Consider the following 17,947-nt stretch of genomic DNA (forward strand, 5'->3'; position numbering starts at 1 on the left):
TTCCCCTTTACTCCTCATTGAGGTTTACCCATTTTACATTCACATGTTGAAATAGTCGTTCTAGCGCTTGTAGCATATTTGCGGGCGCATGTTCATCAGCACCAAATGTTGAACCGCTATCATGCAACACGATAATCGCTCCATCTTCTATACTGTTCATTAATCGTTCATAAAGGCGATCTACACCTAATGTAACGTTCCAATCACCAAGAATATATGTCCACATCACGATTTTATACTTTTTTTGCATGAACAACATCCATATGTTTATATGTCCCCATGGCGGACGGTAGTATACAGGACGAACGCCTGTGATTTGCTCGATGATGCGCGCCGATCGATAAAGCTCCCATTCCGCTGCAAACGGAGGCAGAAACCAGTTGCTCGTATGATAATAATGGTGCAAACCGATCGTATGTCCCTCCGCATGTATTCGTTGAATAAGATGTGGGTATTTTTTTGCTTTCCATCCAACAACAAAAAACGTTGCTTTTACGTTATATTTTTTCAATAAATCAAGCAACTGAGGCGTATACATCGGATCTGGTCCATCATCAAACGTTATTGCTACACCGCTTTTCACTCTTTTTTGCATACGAAACGAAAAAATACGGATGAACGATGTTGGCAATATACTATAAATGAAAAATGTTACAATCAACCATATGTACGCCAAATGTCAAACTCCTTTCTTGATTATACAAAAAGAAGCCACATGAGTGAAATTTCTCGTTTTCATCGGCAACATTCGCCTCATGTTTTGCCTATTCGACACAAATGTTGTCGATTTCCGGGGAAATTTCCCGAAAAAAAGACGATGTGAAAATACATCGTCCTCATTGTACCATATGTGTTGACAGCTACACAGGGTAAACGCCATGTTTTCGTTCAGAAAATACAACATATTTCGACATATATGCATCTAATCGCCGAATAAGCTCGGAACGTAACTCATTTGGCGCAATAATTCCATCGACAACCATTTCGGAAGCGAGGCGATAAATATCGATGTCTTTTCGATATTCTTCACGTTTTTGTTCAATAAATGCAGCGCGTTCTTCTTCTGGCAGTTCAGCAATTTTATTGGCATACACCGCATTCACGGCGGCTTCCGGTCCCATGACGGCAATTTGTGCATGTGGGAAAGCTAAACAACAATCTGGTTCAAATGCTGGACCTGCCATCGCATATAATCCTGCTCCGTACGCTTTCCGTACAATGATTGATATTTTCGGAACAGTCGCTTCTGACATCGCTGAAATCATTTTTGCTCCGTGACGAATAATACCTGCACGCTCGACTTTCGTCCCGATCATAAAGCCAGGGATGTCTGCTAAAAAGATAAGCGGAATGTGGAATGCATCGCAAAGTGTAATAAATTTCGCCGCCTTATCTGCGGAATCATGGAATAATACGCCGCCTTTCATGCGTGGCTGATTCGCAATAATTCCAACCGGTTGTCCGTTTATACGGGCAAGACCTGTAATTAGCTCAGGTGCAAATAATTTTTTGATTTCACAAAATGAGTCTTCATCAATGACACGATCAATTAAATCATACATATTGAACGGTGCATTTTGGTTTTGTGGAATAATTTCTTCTATCGTTTTATTAAATGGTTTTGGCTCTTTCGGCTCAGCCACTGGCGGTTTTTCACTGAAATTCGGTGGAAAGTACGATAAATATTTGCGAGCAAACGCAATTGCCTCTTCTTCCGTTTTCACAAGCACGTCACCGCAACCTGAAACCGAGCAATGCATGCGCGCACCACCCATCTCTTCAAGTGTTACTTTCTCACCAATCACCATTTCAGCCATGCGCGGAGAACCAAGATACATCGAAGCGTTTCCTTCGACCATAATAACGATATCACAAAAAGCCGGAATATATGCGCCACCCGCTGCTGACGGTCCGAACAACAAACAAATTTGCGGCACTTTTCCAGACAGTTTCACTTGATTATAAAAAATGCGTCCCGCCCCACGACGCCCTGGAAACATTTCAATTTGATCAGTGATGCGGGCACCTGCCGAATCCACCAGGTATAAAATCGGGCAACGTAATTTATCTGCTGTTTCTTGAATACGAATAATTTTTTCTACTGTTCTTGCTCCCCATGAACCTGCTTTGACGGTCGAGTCATTTGCCATGACGCATACCGTTTGTCCGTTAATTTTCCCGACCCCTGTCACGACACCATCTGCCGGCAGTCCGTCCGCTAAACAGTTGGCAAAAAAGGCATCTTCAAACTGCAAACCATCATCAAATAACAGTTTCAAGCGATCGCGCACAAACAATTTTCCTTGCTCAGCATTTTTTTCATGGTATTTGCGCGCTCCCCCTTGTTCAATTTGTTTTCGTTTTTGTTGTAGTTGTTCAACGAGCGATAATTGTTCATTTGAAATCATGTCCCTTACTCCCCTTTGTACACCGGTTTTCGTTTTTCTTTGAACGCTTGTAATCCTTCGAGCCGGTCGTTTGTATGAATTGTTCGTTCATATGCCATTTGTTCAATCACAAGCCCTGTCTGTATATCGACTTGCATTCCATGATTAATCGATGCTTTTGCTTGTGCAACGGCAATCGGAGCGTTATTGGCGATCGTAGTGGCTATCACAAACGCTTCATCTAACAATTGTTCAGTAGAAACGACGCGCTCGACTAAACCAATTCGCGCCGCTTCCTGAGCAGAAATACGTTTTGCCGTATAAATCATCTCCTTAGCCCGACCAATGCCGATTAGTCGCGGAAGGCGTTGCGTTCCACCGGCACCAGGGATAATCCCAAGCGATGTCTCAGTCAGTCCCATCACCGCATGTTCAGCAGCAATACGAATGTCACATGCGAGCGCCAATTCGAGACCACCACCAAACGCCCCTCCGTTTAATGCACAAATGACCGGCTGAGGCAGTTGCTCGAATCCGTTAATCGTCTCCCGAATAAGCGCAACTGTCTGACGCACTTGAGTTTCGCTCATTTTTGTCCGTTCTTTTAAATCTGCTCCCGCACAAAATGTTTTTTGTCCTGCTCCTGTGACAATGACAGCACGTACGTTGCGATTCAACTTCAGTTCCGCTTGAATGCGTTGCAATTCGTTTAACATTTTTATGGACAGAGCGTTTGCGGCATCTGGTCGATTTAGCGTAACAACCGCCACACCCGCATCAATTGTGGAATAAAGGACGGCTTCCATCATCATGCATTCCCCCTTACAACGTGTGAATGGTGGCTCGTGAGCGGACGGCCAATTTTTTCTTCAATCCATTGCGCTGCTTTCGTTAACGGCTCAAGTTGAACACCACAGTCGATACCCATTTGAGTAAGCATATATACTAAGTCGTCTGTCGCTAAATTGCCAGATGCCCCCGGGGCATATGGGCAACCACCGAGCCCACCAAGCGAGCTATCAAAAATGGTCATCCCCATTTGTAAGGAAGCAAACACATTCGCAAGCGCCATGCCGTACGTATTATGAAAATGAAGCGCCATCTTTTCCACTGGAAACTGCTTCAATAGTCGTTCTAACGTTCGCTGGACTTGGATCGGGTTAGCGACACCGATCGTATCCCCAAGCGACAGCTCATCAATGCCCAGTTCAAACAGTCGATCAGAAATAGCAATAATGCGCTCGATGCTCACTTCCCCTTCATATGGACAACCGAAAACCGTTGATACGTAGCCACGCACCGTTTTGTTTGCTCGCTTCGCTTCATCAATGACTTCTTTTAACACCGGATACGTTTCTTCAATCGACTTATTAATGTTTTTTCGATTGTGCGTTTCACTTGCCGACATAAATACCGCAATCTCATCCATATTGGCTGCTAAAGCACCTTCTAATCCTTTTTTATTAGGAACAAGCGCAGCGTATGTCACACCTTCTACGCGCTCAATGCGTGAAGCAACTTCGTACGCATCCGCAAGCTGTGGAATCCATTTTGGATGGACAAACGATGTCACTTCAATATACGACAATCCTGTTTTTGATAGCTGATTAATCCACGCAATTTTATCTTCCGTTTGAATAAAGAGTGGTTCATTTTGTAATCCATCACGTGGACCGACTTCTTTCACCTTCACGCGCATACGCGTCCCCCTATTCAATTTCAAGTAATACGTCCCCTTCGTTTACGAAATCTCCTTCTTGCACACGAATCGCTTTGACGACCCCTGCCACTTCGGCAGCGATCGGAATTTCCATTTTCATAGATTCTAAAATAACAACATCTTGCCCTTCTTCCACAACATCACCTACTTGAACGACAATCTTCCATACGTTTCCTGCCATCAATGCAACTACTTCATGCATGTGTTTTACCTCCCTTTTTGCTCATGTACATATTCACAAAGTTTGTTGTCGTATGCCCTTGTTGAAATGCTTCATGCGTCAATACATCGATTAACATCGGAATGTTCGTTTTAATTCCTTCGACTTTGTATTCATGTAAAGCCGTAATCATATTGGCGATGGCCATTTGCCGATCGCCCCCTTTGACAATGCATTTTGCAATCATCGGATCGTAAAAAGGGGTAACGACCGAGCCACTTTGCACCGCAATTTCATGACGTATATGTTTCCCTCTTGGCAGTTGTAACGAGGTAATCGTTCCCGGTGAAGGGAAAAATGTATTCGGATCTTCAGCGTAAATCCGCACTTCAATCGCATGTCCTTCTCGCTTCACTTCAGTTTGTGTAAAAGATAGTGTCTCTCCTGCAGCAATGCGTAGTTGTTGTTCGACGATGTCAATGCCTGTAATTTCTTCTGTTACTGGGTGCTCGACTTGCAAACGTGTATTCATTTCCAAAAAATAAAAGTTTTTTTGCTCATCTACGAGAAACTCGATCGTTCCTGCGTTCGTATATCCGATATGTTTTGCCGCTCGCACAGCAGCTTCTCCCATTTCCCGACGCGTCTCTTCATCTAAAAACGGTGAAGGTGCTTCTTCGACAACTTTTTGATGGCGGCGTTGGATGGAACATTCCCTTTCCCATAAATACACGCAGTTTCCGTATGCATCAGCTAACAGTTGAATTTCAATATGGCGTGGATTGTCGATATATTTTTCAACATACATCGCCCCATCTCCAAAGAAGGAAGCTGCGCGACTTTGATTTCCTTCAAATGCTTTCCGCAGTTGCTCTTCATCGTAAACAAGCTGCATGCCGATGCCTCCGCCCCCTGCGGACGCTTTTAACATAACAGGATAGCCAATCTCGCTTGCTACATTTGCTGCCTCATCAACATCGGCAAGCGGAAAGGAGATGCCGGGCACAATCGGCACTCCGGCTTCCGCCATCGTCTGTCGCGCTTCAATTTTGCTTCCCATTTTCGCAATAACATCAGGTTTTGGACCGATAAATACGATTCCTTCTTCTTCGCACCGCCGAGCAAACGTTGCATTTTCTGAAAGCAAGCCGTAACCTGGATGAATAGCTTCTGCCTTCGTTTCTTTGGCGATGGAAATAATTTTTTCGATATTTAAATAACTCTCATTCACGCGCGCTTTTCCAACGACATACGCTTCATCCGCTTGCTTTACATGAAGCGAATTAGCATCAGCTTCCGAATAAATGGCAACTGTTTGAATGCCAAGTTTTTGACACGTGCGAATGATACGCAACGCAATTTCTCCTCGGTTAGCGATAAGCACTTTTGAAAACATTTTCTTCCCCCTTACACGTTCTTTTTCTGCTTTACTCGTTCACGCGCCCATTCGCGCAATTTAAATTTTTGAATTTTTCCTGATGCCGTCATCGGATACGATGTTGTAAATTCGATATATCGCGGAATTTTATGGCGCGATATATACCCTTCACAAAACGAACGAATGTCTTCTGCAGTCGCATGTTCTCCCTCTTTTAAAATGATCCACGCCATGACTTCTTCCCCATACGTTGCATCCGGGACACCGACAACTTGCACATCGAGCACTTTCGGATGTTTATATAAAAACTCTTCGATTTCGCGCGGATAAATATTTTCTCCTCCGCGAATAATCATATCTTTTAACCTTCCTGTAATACGGCAGTAACCGTTTTCATCCATTACCGCTAAGTCGCCTGTATGCAACCATCCTTCTTCGTCAATGGCCTCACGTGTTGCTGAAGGATTGTTGTAATATCCTTTCATGACATGATATCCGCGCGTACATAACTCCCCTTGCACACCAGGCGGCACTTCTTTATTTGTTGCTGGATCGACAATTTTCACTTCTACATGCGGAAGGGCGCGCCCGACTGTTTCCACCCGCAATTCAATTGGATCATCCGTACGTGTTTGTGTAATGACAGGGGAAGACTCTGTCTGTCCATACGCAATGGTAATTTCTTTTGCGCCCATCTTTTCGATGACTGCTTTCATCACTTCAATCGGGCAGTTCGATCCAGCCATAATGCCTGTGCGTAAAGAAGATAAATGATATGACGCAAAATCTGGATCGTTTAATTCAGCGATAAACATCGTTGGTACCCCATGAAGAGCTGTACATTTCTCATCTTGCACGGTTTGTAGCACTTGTTTCGGATGGAATTGCTCAAGCGGTACCATCGTTGCACCAACCGTTACGCAAGCAAGCGTACCGAGCACGCAACCAAAGCAATGAAAAAAAGGTACGGGAATACATAAACGATCTTCTTTTGTTAGCTTCATACATTCGGCAATGTAATACGCGTTATTGACAATGTTGTAATGTGTAAGCATGACGCCTTTTGGGAATCCTGTCGTTCCTGAGGTATATTGCATGTTGATGACATCGTGTGGATCGAGGGAATTCATTCGTGCATCAAGTGCTGCATCTTCGACATCTTCCGCCATGGCTAAGAGGTCATTCCATGAAAATGTTCCTGGATAACGTTGTTCACTTAATACGATGACGTTTCGTAGTTGTGGAAGTCGTTTCGCTTGTAGCTTTCCAGGTTCACAATAAGCAAGTTCAGGTGCAATCTCGTAAATGATGTCAATATAAGAGGTATCGCGGTATTGTTCCATTAAAATAATCGTTGTGGCATCGGATTGTTTTAACAAATATTCGAGTTCTGCTGTGCGGTAGTTCGTATTTACCGTAACAAGTACCGCTCCCATTTTCCCTGTCGCAAACTGACATGCCAGCCACTCCGGTTTATTTGTTGCCCAAACAGCAATATGTTCTCCCGCTTCAATGCCAAGTTTCATCAATCCTTTCGCAACGAGGCGACAATAATCGTTAAATTGTCGATATGACCAGCGCAACTGACGGTCTGCGTACACAACTGCCTCATGAGCGGGATGCGCCAAAGCCTTTTGCTCAAGCAATTGTCCAACTGTGATATGAAGCATACACTCACTCCTTTTTAGCATCCTAATTGACGGGCAATGACGAGCCGTTGAATTTCTGATGTCCCTTCACCAATTTCCATCAACTTCATATCGCGAAGATGACGTTCGACACCATAGTCTTTCATATACCCGTATCCACCGTGAATTTGAATCGCTTGATTACAAATATGAAATCCTGTTTCAGAAGCGAATAATTTCGCGAACGCTGCCTCTTTCGTAAACGGTTTGCCTTGGTCTTTTAACCATGCTGCTTTGTACACCATATTGCGCGCCAGTTCAAGTTGCATCGCCATGTCAGCAAGTTTAAATTGAATGGCTTGAAACTTGGCGATCGGTTGACCAAACTGCTTCCGTTCTTTCGCATATTGAAGCGCCTTTTCAAATGCAGCTTGCGCGATTCCGACAGCTAATGCTGCAATAGATATGCGTCCGCCATCTAGCGTATATAAAAACTGCTTAAATCCTTTTTTCGGATCGCCTAATATATTTTCTTTTGGCACGCGCACATCTTGCAAAACAAGCTCGCACGTATTCGATGCGCGAACGCCCATTTTGTCATAATGGCAGTTAATCGTAAACCCCGGCGCATCCGTCGGAACGATAAAAGCGGAAATAATATTTTTTCCTCGTTCATCTTTACCGGTGACAGCGGTTACAATGACTTGGCGAGCATATCCCGCATTTGTAATCCAACATTTTTCTCCGTTAATGACATATTCATCCCCATCTAAAACGGCACGCGTTTGCGTTCCCCCTGCGTCAGATCCTGCATTCGGTTCTGTCAATCCGAACGAACCGAACGTTTCACCTTTTGCCATCGGTACGAGCCATTTCTCTTTTTGTTCTTCTGTCCCGAAATAATAAATTGGGCTAGCACCGAGCGATACAGCGGCCGCATAACTTAACCCTGTTCCACCACACGCTCGACCAATTTCTTCAACCGCAATCGCATACGAAATCGTATCTCCACCAGAGCCGCCATATTGTTCAGGGAACGGAATGCCGAACAGACCGAGCTCGCCCATTTTTTTGAACGTCTCAATTGGAAAAATCGCCTCCTCATCCCATTTCGACGCGTATGGGGCAATTTCCTTTTCCGCAAAATCACGAACCATTTCTTTAATCATTTGTTGTTCTTTCGTTAATTCAAAATGCATTTGTTTTTCCCCCTTTATAAAATGAAAGTATATGAAACCAACAAGCCTGTTTTTATTTCAAACCGACTAGTTGGTCTGTTCACTTTGCAAAAATCGTCATTCTTCGCCTACATGCGATAAAAGAAATGACGAAATGTCTTCATCACGCTTCGCTTCTTCTGTCAAAATCGAGTGTAAAATTAAGTCATTAAAAGCGACTGCGATTTGTTCAATAGACATTGGACCATCAGGCTTATACCATTTGTACATCCAGTTTACCATTCCGATAATTGACAAACCCGCAATTTCGACGGGCACTTCGCTGCGAAACTGTTTTGCTTCAATGCCTTCCCGCAGCACTTGAAAAATAATTTGCTTATACTGCTCACGCTTTTCATTAATTTTTTCAGCGTATGCTGGCTTTAAATATGCAGCCTCTTGATTAAATACTGTAATGTGCGGTTTATATATATGAAAAACTCTCACAAATGAATGAATGATCGCACATAACCGTTTTGTCGGGGTCTTATATTTTACATATGCTTCTTGCGCTTTATTTAGCACATACGTAATAAATACATCGTGAATGTGGTAAAGCAATTCATCTTTCGACTTAAAATTATGATAAAATCCTCCTTTTGATGCCCCACATTCAGCAACAATTCGATCAACCGTCACTCCATGATATCCATACTTTTCAAACAATGTAAGCGCTGTCTCAATAATACGCTCTTTTAATTGCTTTTCAACCATGCATATAATCTCCTTTTTGTTGTATTTTAACATAATATTCAGAAAAATTTAATATTTTTTTAATTATATTAGATATTTTTAAAGGAAAAACAATAAAATTATTGAAATGTTTTACATATTAAAATATAATAATATTCAGAAAATTTTAAAAGGTGGCTACAATGACTACGAACAAATATATCAATACTCTCACAACAATTCTTACACCCTATTTCAACATTTATCGGGATGAAAAGCTCGGCACGTTTCCTTTACCTTTTTATGCACATTACCATCGGCGCGATGAGAAATATTTTATGACAAAAAAATCTAAAATTTGGGCAGTTGAAAATGAACAGTTCATTTTTGCATGGCAAAAAGACGACATCGTCACTAAAGAAGACGTCATACAATTTTCTCAAACATTCGTCGACCATGTACCAAACTACATCTCTAATCATCAAGATCATATGTCTACCGTTTTCATCGGTGCCATTGTCGCACCACGCGCATGTGATGAATCAATAAAGGAGGTGAAACGATTTCGAAAGCTACAGTTTATTCGTTTCGGATTACGCGGTTGGATCGAATGCTATGTCGTTATCATCGCTTTAGAAACGAAACAATTATTTACTCATCGAAAAGCTCGGTCATTTACACATGTTTTCGAAAAACCATTTGAGGAGGATGTGCGTTGAATTTATTAACATTGTTAATTATTTGTGGAGTTATTTTAGTTATTGCCTATTTTACATATGGACGATTTCTTGAAAAACAATTAAAAGTCGACCACAACCGTAAAACACCGGCACACGAAATGTATGACGGTATAGATTACGTACCAGCGAAAAAACCTGTTTTACTCGGACATCATTTCGCTACGATCGCTGGAGGTGGACCGATTGTCGGACCAATCACAGCTGCTGTGTTTGGCTGGTTTCCGGCTGTTTTATGGATCATGATCGGAAGCATTTTTATTGGCGGTGTTCATGATTATACGTCACTACAAGCTTCCATTCGTCATAAAGCACAGTCAATAGGAACGATTATTAAACAATATATGGGGAGTCGCGGACAAGTATTATTTTTAACTTTCTCCATCGCAACACTTATGCTTGTCGTCGGGGTATTCATTATTTTAGTTGCAAATACGTTTGTCGCTGTTCCACAAGCAGCTACAGCATCCGTTTTATTCCTCGGTATTGCGATGATTTTCGGCTTTATTGTCAATCAAATGCGAATGAATTTATTTGTAGCTAGCGTACTTGGAGTTATTGCGATGCTTCTATCTGTATGGATTGGCATTCAATATCCACTTTCATTAAGCGCAACAACATGGTCACTCATTTTATTAGGTTATGCATACGCGGCATCGGTATTGCCTGTATGGATTTTGTTACAACCACGGGATTATTTAAACTCATTTCTTTTATACGGCATGATCGCTGGAGCTGCTGTCGGTATGATTATTGCAGCACCAACCATTCAATTCCCAGCGTTTACCGGACTTTATAACGAAAAGCTCGGATTTTTGTTCCCTATTTTGTTCATTACAATCGCTTGCGGTGCCATTTCTGGCTTCCATTCGCTCGTTTCATCAGGGACGACCGCAAAACAGCTTGATAACGAGAAAAATGGACGATTTATCGCCTATGGCGGTATGTTGTTAGAAGCATTTTTAGCCATCATTTCTGTTGGAACGGTCGCATATTTAACCCAAGCTGACTTTGCTGCTCGTATGAGTGAGCTTGGTGGACCAATTGGTACATTTTCTGCTGGCGTCGGTTACTTTATGTCTCATGTCGGCATCCCAGAAGCAACAGCTGTCACATTCACCGCTCTTACCGCATCAGCATTTTTATTAACAACTTTAGATTCTGCAACGCGGTTAATGCGTTACGCTATTCAAGAACTCGGCGAAGAGCGGACAAACGCATTTAAAAATAACCACATTGCAACAACAGTCGGTCTCATCGGGGCTGGAGCACTTGCATTATCAGGAACATGGCAATCCGTTTGGCCGCTTTTCGGGGCAGCGAACCAAATGCTCGGCGCGCTTGCTTTGCTAGCTGTTTCCGCATGGCTCATGAAAATCGGCGCCAAATCGTTTTATGTTGTCATCCCAATGGTGTTTATGCTCGTTGTGACCATCGCTGCTCTTTGCATGTTAATGTATCAAAACGCATTAGCCCAAAATTGGCTATTAGCCGGATCAGCTTTCGTCCTGTTCGTGTTATGCATTTTCTTAGCTATTGAAGGATGGAGCTCTATGGCAAAAACAACGAAAAAAGAAATCGTTTCTTCTCACCAATAAGTGAAATCCAGTTAGCGCTTTTATCGCGCTAGCTGGATTTTCATATATGGCCGCAAAGTCGAAAACGGAATGAGAAATTCGCGAATGCCGACAGCGTACGGGGCAATTTCGTATAAACCATAATAAACGACAATACCATCTTTCGTCACATAGTAAGGCTGGTCGTTCGGCATGTTTTGTACGACAGCGATCGCATTGTCAAAATATAGATCATTTTCTTTTTTAATTTGGGCGACGATTTCGTCCTTTATCACTTGTTTGTAGTTCGTTCCTTTTTTAAATAAATCGCTCAGTTGCAACGATTTGCCTGTATGAAAATCAAAATTGTTTGGCACTTTCACAGTCATGCCGTGCGCCCCGCCCGTATAGCTGTATAACGTGACCGGAATGCTTAAAATGCCACGTTGATTGTACGTCACTTCATAATTGCTGACAGCCGCATGCAAGCGATACGGAAATCCTTCTTTTTTGCTTATTGCCATATTTTCATGTGCTTCTTTTTCGACTTGACGCTTTAAATCAAGTGATTCCTTTCGTAATAAGCGGTTCACTTGGCGCTGAAACGATGGATTGACTGAACCTGATACGATCGGAATGTTTAAATCGACTTCCATTAGTTCATTTGTATATTTCATTTGCTTCGTTGTCACAGTAAGTGGTTGACTGTACGCTGTCAATATAAATAACATCAACACCATCATCCATATGTTTCGTTGTTTAAGCAAAATTTTCACCTCGTTTGTTTTATCGAAAGTTTGCGTTCAAACAAACGAATTTATGCGTGCTATCATTTTAACATTTGTTTCACTAACTCTCGATTTCGTTCCTTAAACGCTTCGTGATGTGAAGATACCATCGCATACGGATCGGCAGTGGGCTCAATGAAACGTTTCGCACTATTGACTGCATTCGCTGCATCTTGGAAGGCACCTGTAAGTAAATATAACTTTCCATCATATTTTGAAATATCGCCAGCTGCATATAACCCCGGAACAGAACATTCTCCTTTTGCATTTGTCGCAATATAATATTCTTCAACCATTTGAATGGGTAGTTCACTATTGGCAAGCAATGAAGCATCTCGTTCATACCCATGGCTAATAATGACATCATCTACATCGAGTTCCAACACATCGCCCGTCTCATGATTTGTCAGCACTACTCGCTCAATCGTTTCATGATTGCAACTAGCGATCAACTTTGTAATAGTCGTATGGAAAAAACAAGTAGCTGAACTATTCAATAATTGTGTCACTTGTGCTTCATGTCCTTTTAACGATTCATTGCGATAAGTGACATATACCTTTTTCGCAATCGGTACGAGCTCATTTGCCCAATCAATTGCTGTATTTCCTCCACCCGAAATGATCACCGTTTTCTCTTTAAACTGTTTTAACGACTTCACCGTATAATGTAAATTTGTAATCTCAAACTTTTCGGCTCCTTCAATTTGAAGCTTTTGCGGTTTTAATATACCGCTTCCTACTGCAATAATGACCGTTTTCGATATATGTCGTTGACCAGATGATGTGTGTAAAATGAATATGCCGTCTTCTCTTCGCTGAATCGTTTCAACTTTTTCTTTTAATACAACGGTCGGATGAAAGGTAAGCGCTTGTTTAACAAGTTGCTCGCGTAATTTCTCTCCTGTAATCGGGGCATGTCCACCAACATCCCAAATCATTTTTTCCGGGTACACATGTAATTTTCCGCCTAACTGCGGCTGATACTCGATCAATTTCGTTTTCATTTCTCGAAGCCCACTATAAAACGTAGCATATAGCCCTGCCGGACCGCCTCCAATAATCGTCACATCGTATAGTTGTTCCATCGCTATCACCTTTTAAATTTGATTATCATTCTCATTTAAATATACATCTTTTTTCAAACTTTTACAATGTAAAAAGACAGGCCAATGCCTGCCTACTTTTTGCCCGTATAAATGAAAATCGCATCACGAAGGAATTCCGCCATTCCCGATTGTTTTTGATCGTAGTACGCTTTAAACCGCTCATCGTCAACGTACATTTGCGCCAATCCTGCATGCGCTTCTCTTGAGTAATGATCCCAAAAATATCCTAACCATTGACGATGCAATTCCGCTGCTTTTTGCGCAAGCTCCCCTGCTGGATCGCCCGTCAAAAACGCTTCATGCAATACGCGCAATACTTCTTCGCCGAGCTTTGTCGCTTCTTCGTATTGTTCCTGCGTCATATTTTTCACTTTTTCGTTTGATTTGTTCACTTGCTCATCGCCATACTTTTCCCGAATTTCTTTGCCATATTTTCGTTCATTTTCGTCAATAAGCTGCTGTTTAAACGCCTCAAACTTTTCTTTGTCGCTCATGATGATTCTCCCTTCTTTTGCTAATATTGTTTTTTCGACATTGGCGATTAGCGCCTCTAACCGCCTCCGTTCTGCCAAGAGTTTTTCGCGATGCTGCTTCAACGCTTGTACGTCGTCAAATGATGAGGCGGTGATGATTTGCTTAATCGTTTCTAAATCCACCCCGAGCTCGCGATAAAACAAAATTTGCTGGAGCTGGTCTACCTCTTTCGGTCCGTATATGCGATAGCCTGATGCATGAGTCCTCGCTGGTTTTAAAAGACCGATTTCATCGTAATACCGTAGCGTTCGACTCGTCACCCCCGCCAATTTCGCTAACTGTTGCACCGTATATTCCATAGCGCTCACCTCCTGACACTTTCACTATAAACGTTGACGTAACGTCAATGTAAAGCGAAAAAATAAAAAAATCTCGCCACAGGAGCGAGCATTATTTGACTAATCCGTGTTTAAAAGCATAAATGACTGCTTGTGTTCGGTCTTGAACGTCTAGTTTTGCTAAAATGTTGCTGACGTGGACTTTAACTGTTTTTAAGGAAATAAACAATTCCTCCGCAATTTCTTGGTTCGTTTTTCCTTGTGCTATAAGTAGTAGCACTTCCATTTCACGGCTCGTTAGTTGTTCGTGTGGAAGCGATTGTTTTCGCATGCTATTCATCATTTTTCCCGTCACTTCGGGCTCGAATACGGATTGCCCATGAAACGTAGCGCGAATCGCATTCGCAATTTCGCTCGCTTTCGATGTTTTCAACATATAACTGACCGCACCTGCTTCAATCGCTGGATATACTTTATCATCGTCTAAAAAGCTCGTCACGATCATAATTTTCGCTTCCGGCCAAGCGCTTATAATTTGTTTCGTCGCTTCAATGCCGTCCATCGGCTCCATCACTAAATCCATTAAAATAATATCCGGGCGAAGCTGAAGGGCAAGTTCGACCCCTTTTTCTCCGCTTTCGGCTTCCCCGACGACTTCCATATCTGGTTGGGCAGATAAGTACGCAGAAACGCCAAGCCGCACCATTTCATGGTCATCAACAAGCAATACTTTAATCATATAGCTTCCTCCCCTACACAAGCGGTACTTTCACTTCTAAGCGCGTCCCTTTATTTTTTACGCTTACGATTTTCAACGTCCCACCGATTTCAGCCGCTCGTTCGTACATATGTTGCAAGCCGTAAGAGCCGCTTTTTGTCCGTTCGACATCAAAGCCAACCCCATCATCCGACACGCGCAAAATGACAAAACCATCTCGCTCAAGCAACAACACTTCTAACATGTTCGCTTTTGCATGGCGAAGCGTATTGGACACCGATTCTTGCAAAATGCGAAATAAATGATCTTCCACCCCGCGGTCCAGTGTCACCTCTTCTATCTTCCACTTGATCTCCATCGGCACTTTTTGCGCAAGTTCCGCTAACAGCTCTTTCATCCCATCTTGAAGCGATTTTCCTTTCAGCTGCACCGGACGCAAATGAAGCAATAGTGCCCGCATTTCAAGCTGAGATTGGTGAATCATTTGTTCGACGAGTTTTAATTGCTTTTTTCCTTGTTCGCTTCCTGTATACGTTTCCATGAGAGCGGACATCATCATCGATGCGGCAAATAGTTGTTGGCTAACCGAATCATGCAGCTCGCGCGCTAGACGGTTTCGTTCTTCCGAAATGATTCGCTCGATCAACTCTCCTTCATGTTCCGCTTTTTCTGTCGCTAATTTTTGAGTACGTTTCGTTTGTTCGAGCCAATGTTTTTGCAGTTTCTCTATTCTCTCCCATACATCATTCAGTTCTTTTGTCGTTTGTTTGTGCGGCAACTCTGTGTTCCCTTGTTCGATTTGAAGCAACGCATGTTCAATCGCTCGCCATTGTTTTCGCCAAAACCAATCGAACGAAACGCCAAAAAGCACGCCAATACCCCCGCTTGCCATAAACAAAAAAACGACAAACGGCACACCAAGCACCGTTTCATTCCATAATACTGACCATTCCGCAGGCGGAAATGTGAAAGCGTATGAAAGAAACAGCACAACCGCAACGGTAAAAGCGAGCAGAAGTGCCCAAACGATATGCCGGCTCATATTCGTTTCACCTCAACATTCCCAATCGCCATCGAGGTGATGATTTTTAGCTTCTGTCCGGCAGTTTCATACGCTGGCGTTTGGTAAATAAACGTTTGATTCCATAGCCGCTCCGTCTCTTTTGAAAAAATAGATGCTGCCCCAAACAGGACGGAATGAACGACACTTACTTCCATTTCGTATGGAACAAAAATGTGCACATTGCCAATCCAGCCGCGAATGACGATCGTCGCTTCCCCTTTCGGAACGACCGTATAGCTTAAATCAATGATCGTATCGCCAATGCCTGTTTGGATGTTTACATCGCTCCATTCATACGCATGCTCTGGCGTTTTTTGCCGACCGAACAACATGTTTTGAAAAAGCGGTTGACGAAAAACGCCTTCCGTTTCTGCATCGTTTGTTTTCATTTCAGGACGAATAACGACAGGACGCCGCTTCGATTGTGCAAATTGGATAACCGCATAAAACAATAGGGCAACAAGCAAAAACCTGACCGTCATCATCGTCAGCACATGGACAACAAGACCGATGCACCCAAGCCAAAAGGTAATTTTCCCAAGTTTCCGATTCCATTTTTTTCTTCCGATATAAATAAATCCTGCCGAGAAAAGAACAGAAAAAATAATGCCTGGATGAAAAAACACAATTTCTAACGCCAAAATCATGAACGCAAGAAGCACTACCCAACTAACATAGTCAGTCGTTTTTTTCTTATCCACGGGGCATCCCCCTTTCAACAATAACTCAATAAAACGAAAAAGGCGCAACAACGTACGCCTTTAGCATATATGTTTATTGCTCTTGCTGCAACCGCTTTTCTAATTCAGCGATGCGAGCGTCAATCGTATGGCGATAATAATCTGACTGCACTTGTTGCTCGATGCGCTCTAAATATGACTCTGTATCCGCAAACGTAGAAAGCGTCGGGCTTGTATACCCGTCTAGCACTCGATTCATGCGGTAATGCGCCCGTGCGATATTTTCTCGCCCCATCAGCTCCATGCGGCGCATATGCATATCTTTTAGTTGATGTTTCATTTGTTCGTATTTCTTTTCTAGTTCCAACAACTGTTCGCTCGTTTGGTCTAGCAGTTGCTTTAATCGCACCGCCCGCTCTTCGTACTGCATATGCTCATGAGATGCAAACGCAAACAGTTCGGCTTCCCCTGCTTTTGAGGCAATGTCCGCCTGTTTTTTCCGCTTTTCCGCCAGCTGCACAGCTTCGCGATATTCGCGCGTAAACTGCTCTTTTAATAAGTATTGGCGCTCAAGTAGCTTCCGTACTTTTTCTACTTCTTGTTCGCATTGGCGTAAGTATTCATTTAACACCGCAATCGGATTTTTCTTTTCCTTTTCATCCAACCATTCATGAATATCTGCCGCAATCATCGTTTTCATCCGAGAAAGTAAACCCACTGTTCTCCACTCCTTTAATAATGTTTTTGTAGCTCCGCCCATTGTTTTTCGAAGTTCACGAACGGATCGTCAACGACGTGCACCACTTCTTTCGGTTCGTTCCATTTTTTATACGCGACATAAAGCACATATGCTGCGACAATGGCAATAAGCGCCGGTACATTCGAAACGCTCGCCATAAGCGCAGCCAAGCCAATGAGCGCCCAAACGACTTTGCCGAACGTCGAACCGGCTTTGAAAAACTTCTTGACCGCATAATATAAAATCGCCAAGCTGATCGCTAACCCAACGAGCGGTCCGAGGTGAAACATAAGCACAAACACCGCTATACCGCCTAAAAACAACCATCCGATTTTTTTCAACATCTCCTTCGCCTCCTTCCTTGCTTTCATCTTACCGTTTCTCCTTTTTTTCTATCATGTCCCATAGCTATATTTTCTCCTACGACTCGAGGCGTATTTTTAAGTGATAAGAGTCGTTTCAATTCTTATGCGAAGGAGGTATAATAGTAATGGTTCATCACCAAATTTTGTGATTTAGTGACAAAAAAGAGAAAGCACTGACGAAATCCTGGCAATAATGTTAGTGGTGAAATCAACATTAAGGA

At 42.7% G+C, this 17,947-nt stretch carries 19 protein-coding genes; 2 read left to right on the forward strand and 17 right to left on the reverse strand.

The features are described from left to right. Positions 1-7 precede the first annotated feature (7 nt). The 9 genes from HNQ84_RS13460 to HNQ84_RS13500 form a co-directional block, all read right to left on the reverse strand. Positions 8-676: a polysaccharide deacetylase family protein gene (locus HNQ84_RS13460; RefSeq protein ID WP_435622390.1), complete on the reverse strand. Its 669-nt coding sequence runs from the start codon at positions 674-676 to the stop codon at positions 8-10. A 184-nt stretch (positions 677-860) separates the two neighbouring features. Beyond that, the gene (locus HNQ84_RS13465; RefSeq protein ID WP_435622391.1) at positions 861-2,408 is read right to left on the reverse strand and encodes an acyl-CoA carboxylase subunit beta; all 1,548 of its coding nucleotides are present in this window, start codon (positions 2,406-2,408) and stop codon (positions 861-863) included. Positions 2,409-2,413: 5 nt separating this feature from the next. Further along, positions 2,414-3,196 (reverse strand): enoyl-CoA hydratase, encoded by a 783-nt coding sequence (locus tag HNQ84_RS13470; protein ID WP_183250211.1) that lies wholly within the window; start codon positions 3,194-3,196, stop codon positions 2,414-2,416. Further along, entirely contained in the window at positions 3,196-4,086 is an 891-nt protein-coding gene (locus HNQ84_RS13475; protein ID WP_183250210.1) for a hydroxymethylglutaryl-CoA lyase, read from the reverse strand. The genes HNQ84_RS13470 and HNQ84_RS13475 overlap by 1 nt, the downstream gene beginning before the upstream one ends. A gap of 10 nt (positions 4,087-4,096) precedes the next feature. Continuing rightward, positions 4,097-4,309: an acetyl-CoA carboxylase biotin carboxyl carrier protein subunit gene (locus HNQ84_RS13480; protein WP_006322526.1), complete on the reverse strand. Its 213-nt coding sequence runs from the start codon at positions 4,307-4,309 to the stop codon at positions 4,097-4,099. After that, positions 4,302-5,663 carry an acetyl-CoA carboxylase biotin carboxylase subunit gene (locus HNQ84_RS13485; RefSeq protein ID WP_435622392.1) on the reverse strand — a complete coding sequence of 454 codons (1,362 nt, stop codon included), beginning with the start codon at positions 5,661-5,663 and terminating at the stop codon, positions 4,302-4,304. The genes HNQ84_RS13480 and HNQ84_RS13485 overlap by 8 nt, the downstream gene beginning before the upstream one ends. An 11-nt stretch (positions 5,664-5,674) precedes the next feature. Beyond that, positions 5,675-7,315 carry an AMP-binding protein gene (locus HNQ84_RS13490; RefSeq protein ID WP_435622393.1) on the reverse strand — a complete coding sequence of 547 codons (1,641 nt, stop codon included), beginning with the start codon at positions 7,313-7,315 and terminating at the stop codon, positions 5,675-5,677. Positions 7,316-7,329: 14 nt separating this feature from the next. Further along, the gene (locus HNQ84_RS13495) at positions 7,330-8,472 is read right to left on the reverse strand and encodes an acyl-CoA dehydrogenase (RefSeq protein WP_183250207.1); all 1,143 of its coding nucleotides are present in this window, start codon (positions 8,470-8,472) and stop codon (positions 7,330-7,332) included. A 96-nt stretch (positions 8,473-8,568) separates the two neighbouring features. Further along, positions 8,569-9,204 carry a TetR/AcrR family transcriptional regulator gene (locus HNQ84_RS13500; RefSeq protein WP_435622394.1) on the reverse strand — a complete coding sequence of 212 codons (636 nt, stop codon included), beginning with the start codon at positions 9,202-9,204 and terminating at the stop codon, positions 8,569-8,571. A gap of 161 nt (positions 9,205-9,365) precedes the next feature. On the opposite strand from HNQ84_RS13500, the gene HNQ84_RS13505 reads away from it, so the two are divergent. Further along, positions 9,366-9,881, forward strand: coding sequence for a DUF8052 family protein (locus HNQ84_RS13505; RefSeq protein ID WP_492226405.1), 516 nt, complete (start codon positions 9,366-9,368; stop codon positions 9,879-9,881). After that, the gene (locus HNQ84_RS13510; RefSeq protein WP_435622396.1) at positions 9,878-11,497 is read left to right on the forward strand and encodes a carbon starvation CstA family protein; all 1,620 of its coding nucleotides are present in this window, start codon (positions 9,878-9,880) and stop codon (positions 11,495-11,497) included. Before HNQ84_RS13505 ends, HNQ84_RS13510 begins: the two co-directional genes overlap by 4 nt. Positions 11,498-11,517: 20 nt before the next feature. On the opposite strand, the gene HNQ84_RS13515 is transcribed toward HNQ84_RS13510, so the two are convergent. From HNQ84_RS13515 to HNQ84_RS13550, 8 genes are all read right to left on the reverse strand, one after another. After that, positions 11,518-12,231: a DUF3298 and DUF4163 domain-containing protein gene (locus HNQ84_RS13515; protein ID WP_435622397.1), complete on the reverse strand. Its 714-nt coding sequence runs from the start codon at positions 12,229-12,231 to the stop codon at positions 11,518-11,520. Positions 12,232-12,284: 53 nt separating this feature from the next. Further along, the gene (locus HNQ84_RS13520) at positions 12,285-13,328 is read right to left on the reverse strand and encodes an NAD(P)/FAD-dependent oxidoreductase (RefSeq protein ID WP_435622398.1); all 1,044 of its coding nucleotides are present in this window, start codon (positions 13,326-13,328) and stop codon (positions 12,285-12,287) included. Between the two features lie 92 nt (positions 13,329-13,420). Further along, positions 13,421-14,182, reverse strand: a complete 762-nt coding sequence (locus HNQ84_RS13525; RefSeq protein ID WP_435622399.1) for a MerR family transcriptional regulator — start codon at positions 14,180-14,182, stop codon at positions 13,421-13,423. Between the two features lie 91 nt (positions 14,183-14,273). Further along, positions 14,274-14,900, reverse strand: coding sequence for a response regulator transcription factor (locus tag HNQ84_RS13530; protein ID WP_183250201.1), 627 nt, complete (start codon positions 14,898-14,900; stop codon positions 14,274-14,276). A 13-nt stretch (positions 14,901-14,913) separates the two neighbouring features. Beyond that, positions 14,914-15,921, reverse strand: coding sequence for a sensor histidine kinase (locus HNQ84_RS13535; RefSeq protein ID WP_435622400.1), 1,008 nt, complete (start codon positions 15,919-15,921; stop codon positions 14,914-14,916). After that, complete coding sequence (gene liaF / locus HNQ84_RS13540; protein WP_435622401.1) at positions 15,918-16,643, reverse strand: cell wall-active antibiotics response protein LiaF; 726 nt, start codon at positions 16,641-16,643, stop codon at positions 15,918-15,920. The genes HNQ84_RS13535 and liaF overlap by 4 nt, the downstream gene beginning before the upstream one ends. 73 nt (positions 16,644-16,716) lie before the next feature. After that, positions 16,717-17,382, reverse strand: coding sequence for a PspA/IM30 family protein (locus HNQ84_RS13545; RefSeq protein WP_435622402.1), 666 nt, complete (start codon positions 17,380-17,382; stop codon positions 16,717-16,719). After that, positions 17,355-17,705 (reverse strand): lmo0954 family membrane protein, encoded by a 351-nt coding sequence (locus HNQ84_RS13550; protein WP_435622403.1) that lies wholly within the window; start codon positions 17,703-17,705, stop codon positions 17,355-17,357. Before HNQ84_RS13550 ends, HNQ84_RS13545 begins: the two co-directional genes overlap by 28 nt. Positions 17,706-17,947 lie beyond the last annotated feature (242 nt).

The organism is Anoxybacillus eryuanensis, from assembly GCF_051200995.1.
In the GTDB taxonomy this organism is placed as follows: domain Bacteria; phylum Bacillota; class Bacilli; order Bacillales; family Anoxybacillaceae; genus Anoxybacillus; species Anoxybacillus tengchongensis.